At 33.7% G+C, this 13878-nt stretch carries 30 protein-coding genes; all 30 read right to left on the bottom strand.

Annotation, left to right across the window (positions count from 1 at the left end; all coding sequences use genetic code 11):
* Positions 1 to 52: 52 nt before the first annotated feature.
* Positions 53 to 667, bottom strand: coding sequence for a 30S ribosomal protein S4 (rpsD, locus tag Q385_RS0100150; RefSeq protein ID WP_028949730.1), 615 nt, complete (start codon positions 665 to 667; stop codon positions 53 to 55).
* A 3-nt stretch (positions 668 to 670) separates the two neighbouring features.
* Positions 671 to 1063, bottom strand: a complete 393-nt coding sequence (rpsK, locus tag Q385_RS0100145; RefSeq protein WP_028949729.1) for a 30S ribosomal protein S11 — start codon at positions 1061 to 1063, stop codon at positions 671 to 673.
* A 30-nt stretch (positions 1064 to 1093) separates the two neighbouring features.
* Complete coding sequence (gene rpsM / locus Q385_RS0100140) at positions 1094 to 1444, bottom strand: 30S ribosomal protein S13 (RefSeq protein WP_028949728.1); 351 nt, start codon at positions 1442 to 1444, stop codon at positions 1094 to 1096.
* A 17-nt stretch (positions 1445 to 1461) separates the two neighbouring features.
* Entirely contained in the window at positions 1462 to 1575 is a 114-nt protein-coding gene (gene rpmJ, locus Q385_RS0100135) for a 50S ribosomal protein L36 (RefSeq protein ID WP_028949727.1), read from the bottom strand.
* A 15-nt stretch (positions 1576 to 1590) separates the two neighbouring features.
* Positions 1591 to 1827: a translation initiation factor IF-1 gene (gene infA / locus Q385_RS0100130; protein WP_028949726.1), complete on the bottom strand. Its 237-nt coding sequence runs from the start codon at positions 1825 to 1827 to the stop codon at positions 1591 to 1593.
* An 11-nt stretch (positions 1828 to 1838) separates the two neighbouring features.
* The gene (gene map, locus Q385_RS0100125) at positions 1839 to 2591 is read right to left on the bottom strand and encodes a type I methionyl aminopeptidase (RefSeq protein ID WP_028949725.1); all 753 of its coding nucleotides are present in this window, start codon (positions 2589 to 2591) and stop codon (positions 1839 to 1841) included.
* A gap of 13 nt (positions 2592 to 2604) precedes the next feature.
* Positions 2605 to 3237: an adenylate kinase gene (locus tag Q385_RS0100120; protein WP_037919248.1), complete on the bottom strand. Its 633-nt coding sequence runs from the start codon at positions 3235 to 3237 to the stop codon at positions 2605 to 2607.
* A 2-nt stretch (positions 3238 to 3239) separates the two neighbouring features.
* Complete coding sequence (gene secY / locus Q385_RS0100115) at positions 3240 to 4526, bottom strand: preprotein translocase subunit SecY (RefSeq protein ID WP_028949723.1); 1287 nt, start codon at positions 4524 to 4526, stop codon at positions 3240 to 3242.
* Positions 4527 to 4538: 12 nt separating this feature from the next.
* A complete protein-coding gene (gene rplO, locus Q385_RS0100110; RefSeq protein WP_028949722.1) occupies positions 4539 to 4985 on the bottom strand; it encodes a 50S ribosomal protein L15 in 447 nt (148 codons plus the stop codon).
* A complete protein-coding gene (rpmD, locus tag Q385_RS0100105; protein ID WP_028949721.1) occupies positions 4985 to 5164 on the bottom strand; it encodes a 50S ribosomal protein L30 in 180 nt (59 codons plus the stop codon). The genes rplO and rpmD overlap by 1 nt, the downstream gene beginning before the upstream one ends.
* Positions 5161 to 5745 (bottom strand): 30S ribosomal protein S5, encoded by a 585-nt coding sequence (rpsE, locus tag Q385_RS0100100; RefSeq protein ID WP_028949720.1) that lies wholly within the window; start codon positions 5743 to 5745, stop codon positions 5161 to 5163. Before rpsE ends, rpmD begins: the two co-directional genes overlap by 4 nt.
* Positions 5746 to 5759: 14 nt before the next feature.
* Positions 5760 to 6131 carry a 50S ribosomal protein L18 gene (gene rplR, locus Q385_RS0100095; protein WP_028949719.1) on the bottom strand — a complete coding sequence of 124 codons (372 nt, stop codon included), beginning with the start codon at positions 6129 to 6131 and terminating at the stop codon, positions 5760 to 5762.
* Positions 6132 to 6146: 15 nt separating this feature from the next.
* Positions 6147 to 6692: a 50S ribosomal protein L6 gene (rplF, locus tag Q385_RS0100090; protein WP_028949718.1), complete on the bottom strand. Its 546-nt coding sequence runs from the start codon at positions 6690 to 6692 to the stop codon at positions 6147 to 6149.
* Between the two features lie 21 nt (positions 6693 to 6713).
* Positions 6714 to 7124: a 30S ribosomal protein S8 gene (gene rpsH, locus Q385_RS0100085; RefSeq protein WP_028949717.1), complete on the bottom strand. Its 411-nt coding sequence runs from the start codon at positions 7122 to 7124 to the stop codon at positions 6714 to 6716.
* 11 nt (positions 7125 to 7135) lie between these two features.
* Positions 7136 to 7324: a type Z 30S ribosomal protein S14 gene (locus tag Q385_RS0100080; protein WP_028949716.1), complete on the bottom strand. Its 189-nt coding sequence runs from the start codon at positions 7322 to 7324 to the stop codon at positions 7136 to 7138.
* 2 nt (positions 7325 to 7326) lie between these two features.
* Positions 7327 to 7893, bottom strand: coding sequence for a 50S ribosomal protein L5 (gene rplE, locus Q385_RS0100075; protein WP_028949715.1), 567 nt, complete (start codon positions 7891 to 7893; stop codon positions 7327 to 7329).
* 3 nt (positions 7894 to 7896) lie between these two features.
* Positions 7897 to 8256 (bottom strand): 50S ribosomal protein L24, encoded by a 360-nt coding sequence (gene rplX, locus Q385_RS0100070; RefSeq protein ID WP_037919240.1) that lies wholly within the window; start codon positions 8254 to 8256, stop codon positions 7897 to 7899.
* A 2-nt stretch (positions 8257 to 8258) separates the two neighbouring features.
* Positions 8259 to 8627, bottom strand: coding sequence for a 50S ribosomal protein L14 (gene rplN / locus Q385_RS0100065; RefSeq protein WP_012674924.1), 369 nt, complete (start codon positions 8625 to 8627; stop codon positions 8259 to 8261).
* A gap of 73 nt (positions 8628 to 8700) precedes the next feature.
* Positions 8701 to 8964 carry a 30S ribosomal protein S17 gene (gene rpsQ / locus Q385_RS0100060; protein WP_028949713.1) on the bottom strand — a complete coding sequence of 88 codons (264 nt, stop codon included), beginning with the start codon at positions 8962 to 8964 and terminating at the stop codon, positions 8701 to 8703.
* A 15-nt stretch (positions 8965 to 8979) separates the two neighbouring features.
* On the bottom strand, positions 8980 to 9177 hold the full coding sequence (gene rpmC, locus Q385_RS0100055) for a 50S ribosomal protein L29 (protein ID WP_028949712.1): 198 nt from the start codon (positions 9175 to 9177) through the stop codon (positions 8980 to 8982).
* Position 9178: 1 nt separating this feature from the next.
* A complete protein-coding gene (gene rplP, locus Q385_RS0100050) occupies positions 9179 to 9598 on the bottom strand; it encodes a 50S ribosomal protein L16 (RefSeq protein WP_028949711.1) in 420 nt (139 codons plus the stop codon).
* 24 nt (positions 9599 to 9622) lie between these two features.
* Positions 9623 to 10303: a 30S ribosomal protein S3 gene (gene rpsC / locus Q385_RS0100045; RefSeq protein ID WP_028949710.1), complete on the bottom strand. Its 681-nt coding sequence runs from the start codon at positions 10301 to 10303 to the stop codon at positions 9623 to 9625.
* Between the two features lies 1 nt (position 10304).
* Positions 10305 to 10652 carry a 50S ribosomal protein L22 gene (gene rplV, locus Q385_RS0100040; protein WP_028949709.1) on the bottom strand — a complete coding sequence of 116 codons (348 nt, stop codon included), beginning with the start codon at positions 10650 to 10652 and terminating at the stop codon, positions 10305 to 10307.
* Positions 10653 to 10664: 12 nt separating this feature from the next.
* Positions 10665 to 10964 carry a 30S ribosomal protein S19 gene (gene rpsS / locus Q385_RS0100035; RefSeq protein ID WP_028949708.1) on the bottom strand — a complete coding sequence of 100 codons (300 nt, stop codon included), beginning with the start codon at positions 10962 to 10964 and terminating at the stop codon, positions 10665 to 10667.
* Positions 10965 to 10966: 2 nt separating this feature from the next.
* Positions 10967 to 11791, bottom strand: coding sequence for a 50S ribosomal protein L2 (gene rplB, locus Q385_RS0100030; RefSeq protein WP_028949707.1), 825 nt, complete (start codon positions 11789 to 11791; stop codon positions 10967 to 10969).
* Positions 11792 to 11802: 11 nt separating this feature from the next.
* On the bottom strand, positions 11803 to 12096 hold the full coding sequence (rplW, locus tag Q385_RS0100025) for a 50S ribosomal protein L23 (protein WP_028949706.1): 294 nt from the start codon (positions 12094 to 12096) through the stop codon (positions 11803 to 11805).
* Entirely contained in the window at positions 12093 to 12719 is a 627-nt protein-coding gene (gene rplD, locus Q385_RS0100020; RefSeq protein WP_028949705.1) for a 50S ribosomal protein L4, read from the bottom strand. The genes rplW and rplD overlap by 4 nt, the downstream gene beginning before the upstream one ends.
* An 18-nt stretch (positions 12720 to 12737) precedes the next feature.
* Positions 12738 to 13424, bottom strand: a complete 687-nt coding sequence (rplC, locus tag Q385_RS0100015; protein ID WP_028949704.1) for a 50S ribosomal protein L3 — start codon at positions 13422 to 13424, stop codon at positions 12738 to 12740.
* A gap of 14 nt (positions 13425 to 13438) precedes the next feature.
* Entirely contained in the window at positions 13439 to 13747 is a 309-nt protein-coding gene (gene rpsJ, locus Q385_RS0100010) for a 30S ribosomal protein S10 (protein WP_028949703.1), read from the bottom strand.
* A gap of 14 nt (positions 13748 to 13761) precedes the next feature.
* On the bottom strand, positions 13762 to 13878 hold a 117-nt coding region (locus Q385_RS09180; protein WP_156925183.1), incomplete at its 5' end, for an EF-Tu C-terminal domain-related protein.

Genomic DNA, 13878 nt, shown 5'->3' with positions numbered 1-13878 from the left:
CATAAAAATGCTCCTTGCCCCGGCAGGCGGTTTTGGAGCATTCAAAATCTTATTACATAGAGTAAAACTCAATAATGTACTGAACATTAACAGGAATCTCTAATTCTATTTCTTCCGGAATTTCTATAACCTTACCTCTCATACTGTCTTTATCCAACTCAAGCCACCTAGGGACTGATCTTGGGTCTCTACTTTCTAAATTCTCTTTAAAAACAGACAATTTTTTACTTTTCTCTCTAACTTCTATAATATCTCCAACATCAACCCTATAAGATGAAATATCTACTTTTTTTCCATTAACAGTAAAATGACCATGTTTTACGAATTGTCTTGCCTGTTGTCTTGTTTTTGCAAAACCTAATCTATATACAACATTATCTAATCTTCTCTCTAAAAGTTGCAATAAAACTACACCTGTGTTACCCGCTTTTTTAGATGCTTCCTCAAAGTATCTTCTAAATTGACCTTCTCTTAGACCACCATATAGAAACTTTAACTTTTGTTTCTCTTGTAATCTAACTCCATAATCTGATAGCTTTTTTCTACCTTGAGTTCTTCCATGTTGTCCAGGTGGAAAATTTCTCTTTTGGAAAGATTCTATATCACCACCTACAAATACACCTAACCTTCTACTTACTTTTGTTAAAGGTCCTATATATCTACCCATTGATTAAACCCTCCTTTTACTTGTTGGACGACAACCGTTATGGGGTATAGGTGTAACGTCTCTAATTGCAGTAATTGATAAACCAGCAGCTGCCAATGTTCTTATTGCTGGTTCTCTACCAGCTCCGGGTCCTTTTACCCAAACTTCAACTTCTTTTAATCCATATTCATCCATAGCTTTTTTAGCGGCTTTTTGAGCAGCAAGCTGTGCTGCATAAGGAGTATTTTTTCTTGTCCCTTTAAATCCTTCTGTTCCTCCAGATGCCCATGAAAGAGTGTTACCTTCTTTGTCAGTTATAGTAACTATAGTGTTATTGAATGTTGATTGTATGTGGGCTATACCTGAAGTTACTGTTCTTTTTAGTTTTTTAGGAGCAGATTTTCTTTTTTTAGCCATGTTTACACCTCATTCTTATTCTTATTTAAATTACTTTTTTCTTTTTCCTCTTCTTGTTTTTGCATTTGTTTTTGTTCTTTGACCTCTTACTGGAAGACCAAGTCTATGTCTAATACCTCTATAACAACCCATATCAACCAATCTCTTGATAGCAACTGCAACTTCTCTTCTGAGGTCACCTTCTACTTTATAATTTTGTTCTATAAACTTTCTTATTGTATTAAGTTCTTCGGGAGTTAACTCTCCAACTCTCTTCATTCCGTCTATTCCAGTTTTTTCCAATATTTCTTTTGCTCTAGTCTTACCTATACCGTATATGTAAGTAAGAGCAATCTCTAATCTTTTTCTATCTGGTAAATCTACGCCTGCAATACGTGCCATATTTTACAGCCTCCTTTTTAGCCTTGTTTTTGCTTATGTTTTGGATTCTCACATATCACCATTACTCTTCCGTTCCTTCTTATTATTCTACACTTTTCACATCTTGGTTTTACAGAAGCTTTCACTTTCATCCTTTATCCTCCTAATTAAACTCTAAAAATAATTCTTCCTCTTGATAAGTCATAAGGAGATAACTCAACTTTTACTTTATCACCAGGTAATATCTTTATAAAGTGCATTCTCATCTTTCCTGATACATGCGCTAAAACTTCATGCCCTGTTTCAAGTTGAACTCTAAACATTGCGTTAGGCAAAGCTTCTAAAACTGTTCCCTCTAAAACTATTCCCTTCTCTTTTTGTTGCTCTTCTTTTTTCTTAGCCATCTCTTTCTACCTTAATCTAATTTTGATAAAACAATAGGACCATTTTCTGTAACTGCAATGCTATGTTCAAAGTGTGCAGCCTGGCTTTTATCCGTCGTAACGACAGTCCAGCCATCCTTTAAAACTCTTATCTTTCCTTTTCCTAAATATGCCATAGGTTCTATAGCCAATACCATTCCTTCTTTTAGTACTACATTTTCCGCATTTTCAACACAGTTTGTAACATGTGGCGGTTCATGTGGTTTTCTACCTATCCCATGTCCACCGTATGTACAAACTGGCGTAAGTTTATAATCTAAAAGCGTTTTTTGTATAACAGAAGCTATTTCTTTTAAGTTTCTACTAGGATAACAAAGCTTAATAGCTTCTTCTAAAGATCTTTCTACACCTTCTATAAGTCTTTTTTTCCTTTCGCTCACTTCTCCAACAGCTACTGTAATAGCTGCATCTCCGAACCAGCCTTCGTATTCTACACCGAAATCCAAACTTACTATATCACCTTCTTTTATAACTTTTTCTTTTTTAGGAATACCGTGTACAACCTCTTCATTTATTGAAACACACAAAGAGGCTGGAAATCCGTAAAGCCCCAAAAAAGCTGGTTTAACATTCCTTTTTTTACATTCTTCGTAAGCTATTTGATCTAACTCGTATGCAGACACACCTGGCTTAACATATTCTTTTAACAAATTTAAAATCTCACCAACGTGCTTATTTGCGATTCTTAACTTTTCAATATCCTCTTTTGACTTAAGTTCAATCATAGGTAAATATTAATTATAACACATTTTTTATATTTTTGTAAACTTCTTCTGGAGGTCTTGTTGCATCTATTTTTAAAAGTACATCTTTATAGTATTCAATAAGGGGTGCTGTCTGGGAATGATAAACTTCCAATCTTTTTCTTATAACTTCTTCCTTATCATCATCTCTTTGAATTAAAGGTGTATCACACTTATCGCAGAGATTGTCATTTTTAGGTGGATTAAATATAATATGATAAACTGATCCACACTTTGGACAAACTCTTCTTCCGGACAACCTTTTAATTACTTCTTCCTCTTCTATATCAAATAAAATAACTGCATCAACTTTTCTATTCTTTTTATTCAATAAATCTTTTAAAGCCTCTGCTTGAGGCACTGTTCTTGGAAAGCCATCAAAAATAATATTCTTATCTTTAAATTCTTCAAGTTTTTCTGAGATTAAATCTATTATCAAATCATCAGGTACTAACTTTCCCTCATCCATAAACTGTTTTGCTTTCATACCAAGAGGTGTTTGGTTTTTAACGGCTTCTCTAAGCAAGTCTCCTGTTGAAATTTGAATAAAGTTATCTCTTTCTTTTAAAAGTTGAGATTGAGTTCCTTTACCTGCTCCTGGAGGACCAAGAAATATAATTGTTTTCAATACTACCTCCTTAAAAATCCTTCATACTTTTTCATTGCAAGATATGCTTCTATCTGATGGATAGTATCCAAAGCAACAACTACTACGATTAAAGCTGAAGTTCCTCCAAAGTAAAATGGAACATTTAACCACTTTATAAGTAGCATTGGAAGTATAGCTATTAAAGCTAAAAATATAGAACCTGCAAAAACCAGTCTTGTTAAAATGTAATTTATATATTCTACCGTTTGAGATCCAGATCTAACTCCAGGGATAAAAGCTCCACTTCTTCTTAGGTTATCTGCTATATCAACTGGATTAATAAGAATGGCTGTGTAAAAATAAGCAAAGAAAATTATTAAAGCTACATACAGTCCAAAATAAACATAACTCTGAGGCGATAGATAATCTACAATCATTCTTGCAATATCGCTTTTATTTGCGAAAAACTGCGCTATAGTTGCAGGGAACATAAGAATAGCAACTGCAAATATTATAGGAATTACTCCAGATGGGTTTAATTTAAAAGGCAAATAGCTTGCTGATTGGTTAATCATTACATTTCTTCTAGCGTACTGTATAGGAATCCTTCTTTCTGCCTCCTGTATATACACAATTCCTGCTACTACAGAAACTATAATAATTAAAGCAACAGTAAGTAATAATATTGAGATCTCTCCAACTTTTACCAATTCATACGTTCTTAAAATTGCTGGAACTATACCTGCAACTATACCTGCTAAAATTATCATAGATATTCCATTTCCTATACCAAACTCTGTTATTTTTTCACCAAGCCACATAAGAAGGACTGTTCCGGTTGTAACAATAACAGTTGTAAGAATTACAAAAGTAATAGGTGAAAGAGATATCAAAGAGGCTCCAGTTTCTGTTTTTAATGTAGTTAACCATATAGAAAGACCAAAAGATTGGAAGGATGCTATGGCTATAGTTAAGTATCTTGTATATTGAGATATTTTCCACCTTCCATAATCACCTTCTTCTTTTTGAAGTCTTTCTAATGTTGGAATAACGGCGGTAAGAAGTTGCATAATTATGGATGCTGAGATGTAAGGCATTACACCTAAAGCAAATAAAGAAAATCTACCTAAAGCTCCTCCTGAGAAGAGGTTATAAATATTAAATAGAGCTCCACCAGCTGAGTTAAAGTAATGCATAAGCATTTCAGAATTAACACCCGGAACAGGTATATGGGTTCCGAGCCTATAAACAGCCAATATTATAAGTGTGAATAAAATTCTGCTTCTTAGCTCTTTTATTTCTAAAATATTTATTATCTTTTCTATCAAAAAATACCCCGATTAAGAAATTTTTTCTACAGTTCCACCAATTGATTTTATCTTTTCTTCAGCAGAGGCAGAAATTGCATGAGCTTTTACAGTTAGCTTTTTAGTTAATTCACCATCTCCCAATATTTTTACACACTTTCCTCTTTTAACCAACCCTTTTTCTATTAATGTTTGAGGGTTTACTTCTTCATTCTCATTAAATTTTTTTTCAAGATCTTTTAAATTTACTATTTCGTATTCTACTTTATTTGGGTTTTTAAAACCTCTTTTTGGGATTCTCATTATAAAAGGTGTTTGTCCACCTTCAAATCTTGCAGGTAATTTAGAATCTCCTGACCTTGAAGTCTGTCCTTTTTGCCCTCTAGTAGATGTTTTACCGTGTCCAGATCCTATACCTCTACCTACTATTTTCTTTTTATGTGTAGCACCTTTATTTGGTTTTAATTCGTGTAATTTCATTATTGCAACTCCTCCACTTTAACTAAGTGTTTTACAATTTCTAAATTTCCGCAAACCATCGGATTTTTATCTAAAATTCTTTCATCGTTTATTTTTTTTAACCCTAAAGATCTTAAAGCCAGTTTTTGTTTTTCAGTTTTACCTGCTAAACCCTTTACCAATTTTACTTTTATTTTCATCTTACTGGTACACCTCCAGCGTATATTTTGTAGTTTTTCAATATAACCTCTTCATCAATAGACCTTATTTTGGCAACTTCTTCTGGGCTCTTTATCTTTAAAAGTGCATCGAAAGTAGCTCTTACAACAGCGTTTGGATTTGTTGTTCTACCTATTATTTTAGTAAGAATATCAGTTACTCCTAGAAGTTCTAGTACTGGTCTCATAGGTCCTCCTGCAACAACACCAGTACCTCTTCTTGCAGGTTTTAAAAGAACTACAGCAGAATCGTATTCACCTATTACATCATGCGGAATAGTTCCTTCTATAAGAGGGACTTTTATCAATCTTTTCTTTGCATCTGCAATGGCTTTTGCTATTGAAGGTGGAACCTCTCTGGCTTTACCATGACCAAACCCTACATGCCCGTTTTTATCTCCAACGATAGCCAAGGTACTAAATGAAAATCTTCTTCCACCTTCCATAACACGGGTAGTTCTTCTAATTTCTACAACTTTTTCTTCCAACTGTAATAAATCTGGATTGATAGGATTTTCTTTAATTCTTTGCTCTATTAATCTTTCAATATTCTTTACTCCCATTACCTTTCTCCTTCTTAAAAGTTTAATCCGCCTTCTCTGGCTGCATCTGCAAAAGCTTTAACTTTTCCGTGATAAAGAAAACCACCTCTATCAAAAACTACATTTTTTATTCCTTTAGCTAATGCTTTTTCAGCAATAAACTTTCCAAGTTTTTTTGCATCTTCTATGGATTTTCCACCTCTTTTACCGAATTTTTCTACATAATCTCTATCTATCGTAGATGCAGAAAGTATAGTTTGACCTTTTTCATCATCTATAATCTGAGCGTAAATTGCATTTAAACTTCTATAAAATGCAAGTCTGGGTTTTTCTTGTGTTCCAAAAATTTTTTTTCTTATTCTTTTATGTCTTATTATTCTTGCTTCTGACCTATTTTTAGCAGCCATTCTTCAACTCCTTAATTATTTTTTACCAACAGTTTTTCCAGCTTTTAATTTAATTACTTCGCCTTTATATCTTATACCCTTTCCTTTATAAGGGTCTGGCTCTCTGAAGGACCTTATTTTTGCAGCAACTTGACCTACTTTTTGTTTGTCAATTCCAGAGACTTTTATTAGGTTGGTTCCTTCCATAGTAATTTGAATTCCTTCGGGAATTTCATAAACAACAGGATGAGAGTATCCTAAGGTAAGTTCAAGAGTTTTACCTTTTACTGCACCTCTATAACCTATACCTACGATCTCTAACTCTTCTGTAAAGCCTTCGGTAACTCCCTTAACCATATTATTCAATAAAGCTCTAGTAGTACCATGTAAAGCTCTGTTTAAAGACTCATCATTAGGTCTTTCAATTATTATTTGATTTTCTTCAACTTTTATTTTCATATTAGGATGGAATTTGTATGTTAACATTCCTTTCGGACCTTTTACTGTTACGGTATTATCATTGTCAACCTTAACTTCTACACCTTTTGGTATGATTATGGGTTTTTTACCTATCCTTGACATTCTGATAGCCTCCTTTTATTATTACCAAACGTAGCAGATTACTTCTCCACCAACTTTCAATTTTCTTGCCTCAGCATCTGTTATGATACCTTTATTCGTTGTTAAAATAGCGATACCTAAACCTTTTTGAACGTAAGGAAGGTTTTCTATTGGAACGTATCTTCTAAGACCAGGTCTTGAAACTCTTTCTATTTTTGTAATTGCAGGTTTTGTATTTCTTCTTCCTAAGTATTTTAATTTAATTATTAAAGTTGCCTGATTCCCTTTTTTATCTTCTTCAGATATTACGTAATCTTCTATATAGCCTTCTTTTTTTAAAATTTCAGCTATCTTTTCTTTGATTTTTGAATTTGGTATTGCCACCTCATCTTTCCTAGATTTAATTGCATTATTAATTCTTGCAATCATGTCTGCTATTGGGTCTGTAATCATTATATTTCCTCCTACCAGCTTGCTTTTTTAATTCCTGGAATTTCGCCTCTTAATGCTCTTTCTCTAAAGCATATCCTGCACATATTAAACTGCCTTATATAACCTCTCGGCCTCCCACATAAAGGGCATCTTGAATGAACCCTAGTTTTATATTTAGGTTTTTTTTGAAAAGATTTTACAACTAAACATTTACGTGCCATTATTATCCTCCTGATCTAATAGGTAAACCTAACAGTGATAAAAGCCATAAAGCCTCTTCATCTGTTCTTGCTGTTGTTTCAATAATAATGTCCATTCCTCTGATTTTATCAACCTTATCATAGTCTATTTCTGGAAAAACTATTTGCTCTGCTAAACCAAAAGCATAGTTTCCTCTACCGTCAAAAGATTTTGGGTTTAATCCTCTAAAGTCTCTAACCCTTGGTAATGCAACAGAGATAAGTTTATCTAAAAAGTCCCACATTCTATCTTTTCTGAGAGTGACTTTAGCTCCAATAGGGTTTCCTTTTCTAAGTTTAAAAGCAGCTTCTGATTTTTTTGCCCTTGTGATAACAGGTTTTTGGGCTGCTATCGCTGTAAGGTCTTCAACAGCTCTATCTAGTTGCTTAATATCTCCGACGGCTTCACCAACACCCATGTTTATAACTATCTTCTTTAATCTTGGAACTTCCATTGGGCTTTTATACCCAAACCTTTCCATCAATTTTTTAATAACTTCTTCTTCGTATTTTTGTTGAAGTCTTGGTTTATATCCTACTACAGCAGCCATTTACTATACCTCTTTTTTAATTTTTTCCCAGACTTTATCTATAACTTGTCCTGTCTTTTTATTAATTCTAACTTTAACTTTTTTATTTCCTTCATCTATAATCTTAACGCCAATTTTAATAGGTTTTTTCAAGGTTTCATCGTAATAAGCAACATTTGAGATGTCAATAGGCTTTTCTATCTCGAAAATTCCACCTTCTCTAACACCTTGAATAGCCTTAACGTGCTTTTTCACTACATTAACGCCTTCCACTACAACTTTTACTTTTTCATCTTTTTTAACTATCTGTTTTATTTTACTTATTTTTCCTTTATCTTTGCCGGCTATTACAATTACCGGATCTCCCTTCTTTAGCTTAATCATTATTAAATTACCTCCGGTGCAAGAGAAATAATTCTATAAAAACCTTTTGATCTTAACTCTCTACAAACAGGACCCAATATACGAGTTCCTATTGGCTCTAACTGGTTGTTTAATAAAACAACCGCATTATCATCTGCTTTTACATAACTTCCATCAGGTCTTGCAATCTCTTTTTTTGTTCTTACCACTACCGCCTTGTATACTTTTCCTTTCTTAGCAGTACCGTTAGGAATAGCAGATTTAACAGTTACGGTTATAACATCTCCTACAGTTGCATGCATCTTTTTAGCACCACCAGGTATACCTATACATTGAACTTTCTTAGCTCCTGAATTGTCAGCAGTATTTAAATAAGTTCCTCTCTGTATCATAACTGCTCTCCTTTTTCTTTTTTAGAAAGACAAACTAATATTATACAACTTTATAAAAGTAAAATCAATAGGATTATGCTGACGTTTGTATGATTTCAACAACAATCCATCTTTTTAATTTAGAAAGAGGTCTTGTTTCTCTTATTCTAACAATATCTCCTTCTTTACATTTGTTCTCTTCATCATGTGCGTAAAACTTTTTAGTCTTCTTTACTTGTTTTCCGTAGAGAGGGTGTGGAAATTTTCTTTCAACAGCAACTACTACCGTTTTATCCATTTTATTACTTACAACTTTTCCAACAAACTCTTTTATATTTTTCTTTGTTTCAGTTGTCATTACTTCACCTCTTGATTATTTATTAGTTAATTCTCTTTCTCTTATTATTGTCAAGATTCTTGCAATATCTTTTTTTGTCTGTTTTATTTCGCTATTTTTAGCTAAAGAACCTATTTTATTTTGGAATCTTAAATTAAATAATTTCTTTTTTAACTCTATAACTTTTTCCTTTAACTCTTCATTGCTGAGTTTCCTAAGCTCACTTGATTTCATACTAAACCTCCTGCAGTTTTACCATTCTTGTTTTTATAGGGAGTTTGTGTCCTGCTTTTCTAAATGCTTCAGCTGCAACTTCTTCTGGGACTCCAGCTAACTCAAAGAGAATATGTCCTGGTTTTACAACTGCTACAAATTGATCTAAATCACCTTTTCCTTTACCCATACGAGTTTCTGCAGGCTTTTTAGTAATAGGTTTATGGGGGTATACTCTTATCCAAACTTTTGCACCTTTCTTTGCTTCCCTAACTATTGCAATTCTTGCTGCTTCAATCTGTCTTGAAGTCATCCAACAAGGTTCTAAAGCTTGTAAACCATACTCTCCAAAATCAACTTGATTTCTTCTTGAGGCTTTTCCTTTCATTCTGCCTCTTTGTTGTTTTCTCCATTTAACTTTCTTCGGTTGTAGTAAAGACATATTTAAACCTCCTTAATTAACTCATTAAACTTTAAGTTCTTCTTCTACTTTACTTAAAACTTCTTCTACTCTACTTTCTACCTTATCACCTTTATAAATCCAAACTTTAACTCCAAGTATTCCGTATTTTGTAGAAGCTCTTGCTGTTCCGTAGTCTATATCAGCTTTGAGGGTTTGAAGTGGCATTCTTCCAGCCATAAACCATTCTTTTCTTGCAAGGTCTACTCCGCCTATTCTTCCACCAACTTGTGTTTTTATACCTTTCGCTCCGGCTTTCATTGAAGAGTCTATAGCTTTTTTCATTGCTCTTCTATGAGTAACTCTTCTTTCAAGTTGAAGAGCTATATCTTCAGCTACAAGCTTAGCGTTTAATTCTGGTCTCTTAACTTCATCCACATTTACAAGAATTTCCTTTGCAGAAGATATATTTTTTAACGTTTCATTTAATTTTTCAACTTCAGCACCTTTTGCTCCAATAACTATTCCAGGTCTTGCAGCTAAAATCTTAACTCTTAACTTATCACCAAGCCTTTCTATTATAACGTCTGCTATACCAGCAGCTCTGTATCTATCTTGAATAAACTGTCTTATTGCTAAATCTTCATGAAGAGTTTTAGTGTACTTCTTTTTATCAGCGTACCATTTTGATCTCCAGTCTTGAGTTATTCCAAGTCTAAATCCTATAGGGTGTACTTTTTGACCCATTTTACTTTTCCTCCTGTTTCTCAGCTAAATATACGTATATATGAGAGAATCTTCTTCTTATCATCGTTGCTCTTCCATGAGCCTTTGGAGTATACCTTTTTAACATTGGTCCTTCTTCGGCATGTATTTTTGCTATATATAAATTGTCTATATCCATACCTTTTAGTTCTGCATTAGATATTGCACTTTTTAATAGTTTTTCTACAATCCTTGCAGATTTTTTAGGTATTTGTTGTAGTGTTGCTAACGCTGTAGCAACGTCTTTACCTCTTATTAAGTTTATAACTTGCCTTGCTTTATAAGGTGATAAATGAGCGTATCTTAAAATTGCTCTTGCTGTGTTCTCCATTTTCATCTCCTCTTACTTTTTCTTAACAGCTTTTGCTGACTTGTCTGGATGTCCTCTAAAAGTTCTTGTAAGAGAAAACTCTCCAAGCTTATGTCCCACCATTTCAGGTTGGATGTAGACAGGGATAAACTTTTGACCATTGTAAACAGCAATTGTATGTCCTACCATCTCTTGGGTAATTGTGCAAGCTCTGTCCCAGACTTTGATTATTTTTCTCTCACCAGTTTCATTCATTTGTCTGATCTTTTTAAGTATTTTTTCATTTACATATGGATTTTTATTTCTTTCGTTCCACTTACCTTTGTATCCCATCTTTATTTACCTCTACGTTTGATTATGAATTTATCAGAGTACTTGGAACCTCTTCTTGTTTTATATCCTTTTGTTGGTAAGCCCCAAGGCGAAACAGGATGTTTACCAAAAGTTTTACCTTCACCACCACCGTGAGGGTGATCTACAGGGTTCATTGCAGTACCTCTAACAGTAGGTCTGATTCCAAGCCATCTTGATCTTCCAGCTTTACCAAGTTCAATAAGCTCATGTTCTGCCAATCCAACTGCTCCAATTGTCGCCATACACTTTTTGTATATTAACCTAATTTCCCCTGAAGGTAGTCTTACTTGAATGTAATCTCCCTCTCTACCTAATATTTGAGCAGACATACCTGCAGACCTAACAAGCTGTCCACCTTTTCCTGGTGTTAATTCTATATTATGAACTAAAGTACCAACAGGGATATTCTCAAGTGGGAGGGCATTCCCAACTTTAATTTCTGCATCTGGACCAGACTTGACTATATCACCAACTTTAAGTCCTTCTGGCCAAATAATGTATCTTTTTTCTCCATCAAAATAATGAAGTAAAGCAATCCTAGCACTTCTGTTAGGATCATACTCTATAGCAGCAACCTTCGCAGGTACTCCCCATTTATCTCTTTTAAAATCGATTATCCTGTAAAGTCTTTTGTGTCCACCACCTCTGTGCCTTACGGTTATTCTACCTTGGTTGTTTCTTCCGGCATGTTTTTTTAGAGGTTCAACTAAAGATTTTTCTGGTTCTGATTTTGTTATTTCTGCAAAGTCGTATAGTACCGCGTGTCTTGTACCGTTTGTCACCGGTTTTAATTTTCTAACACCCATTATCTCTCACCTCAAACTAATTCAGCTATATTTATAGGTTTTTCTGATTTAACTCTTACTATTGCTTTTTTCCAAGCCTTCTTAAAACCAGAAGATCTAAATCCAAATCTTTTTGGCTTAGGCTTAACTATTAAAGTTCTAACCTCTTCAACCTTTACACCAAATATTTCTTCCACTGCCTTTCTTATCTCTATTTTATTGGCATCCATGGCAACTTCAAAAGTTAAAGTGTTGTTTTTTTCGTTATCTTTAACTGCTTTTTCTGTTAAGACAGGTCTTATTATAATATCGTATACAGTTCTCATTGCGCTAACCTCTCTTGAATCTTTTCTAAAGCTGATTTAAACATAATAACTTTTTCATTGTTTAATAAATCGTAAGAGTTCAACCCTTCAGAGACTAAGATTTTTACTTTAGGTATATTTCTAAATGATTTTATAACGTTTTCTAATTTTTCAGGTAAAACCAATAAAACTTTAGAATTTTCTAAACCAAAATTCTTCAAGACTTCAACGGCATTTTTTGTTTTAGGTTGGTCAAAATTAAAATCATCAACCACAATAAGTTCGTTGTTATTTAATTTGTAAGTTAAAACTCCTTTTAAAACTTTCTTTCTAACCTTCTTAGGAAGAGAATAGTAATAATCTCTTGGATGGGGACCATGTGCAACACCACCACCTACAAAGATATTGGCTTTTATGTCCCCGTGTCTTGCTCTACCTGTTCCTTTTTGAGGGTATATTTTTCTATTTGAACCAGCTACTTCTGCCCTTGTTTTCGCTTTTGCAGTTCCTGCTCTTTTTGCTGCTAAGTGCCATTTTATAACTTCCCAAACTGTTCCTTGATTTACTTCAGTTTGGAAAATTTCTTCTTTTAAATTTACTTTTCCAACTGTTTCATTTTTATTGTTAACTACGTTGAATTCCATTTAATTCACCTCTTCCAGTTATGTTTGTGCATAAGCTGCTTTTGATTTTGCTAATTTTAATTTTCCTTTTCTTCTATCTGCAATTACACTACTTTTTAAGAAAACCGTTGAATTTGGTGATCCAGGTATTGACCCTTTTAAAAGGATAACGTTTTTCTCAGGGATAATATCAACAACCTCTAATCCAAGAACAGTTATAGTTTCATTACCATAATGTCCTGCCATTCTTTTTGTCTTCCAAACTCTACCTGGCTCTGTTCTACAACCTATAGAACCAACTGCCCTGTGGTATCTATGACCGTGAGACCTTGGAAATCCTGCAAAGTCCCATCTTTTCATTACAGATGTAAATCCTCTACCTTTTGACTTTCCTGTTACGTCTACTAAATCTCCTTTTTCAAAAACTTGTTCTACTCTTATTTCTTGTCCTAACTCTAATGTTTCTCCCTCTTTTAGAGGAAACTCTTTGATTATTTTTTTAGGTTTGATATTAGCCTTATTAAATATAGCAAGTAGAGACTTTGGAGTATTCTTTTCTTTTCTTTCTCCAAAGGCAAGGGCCACTGATTCGTATCCATCTTTATCTTTAGACCTTATGTATGTAACATAGCATGGTCCTGCTTGAACAACAGTTACGGGAATAGCCTTTCCATTAACAAAAACTCTTGTCATACCTATTTTTTTACCAATTATGCCTTTAGGCATCGTCATCTCTCCTTTTAGCTTAATTTAATTTCAACATCAACACCTGCTGGTAGATTTATATCCATTAAAGCTTCTATAGTTTGAGGTGTTGCGTTTTCTATCTCTATCAATCTTTTGTGAATTCTCATTTCAAAGTGCTCTCTTGATTGTTCAAATTTATGAGGTGATCTGTGTACGCACCAAACTTTTCTTTCTGTTGGGAGAGGGACAGGACCCTTTAAGAGCCCTCCGCCTCTTTTAACTGTATCAACTATCTGTTTTACAGATTGATCTAAAACTCTATGGTCAAAAGCTTTTAGCTTGATTCTAATTTTTTCCTGCATCGCTTATCCTCACATTAATCTAAGATTTTAGTAACAACACCAGCACCTACTGTTCTTCCACCTTCTCTGATTGCAAATCTCATCTGCTCTTCCATAGCTACTGGTACCATTAACTCTACTTCTAACTCTAC

The organism is Sulfurihydrogenibium subterraneum DSM 15120 (assembly GCF_000619805.1).
GTDB classification, from domain to species: Bacteria; Aquificota; Aquificia; order Aquificales; family Hydrogenothermaceae; genus Sulfurihydrogenibium; species Sulfurihydrogenibium subterraneum.
This window is presented reverse-complemented; position numbering and strand designations above follow the sequence as displayed.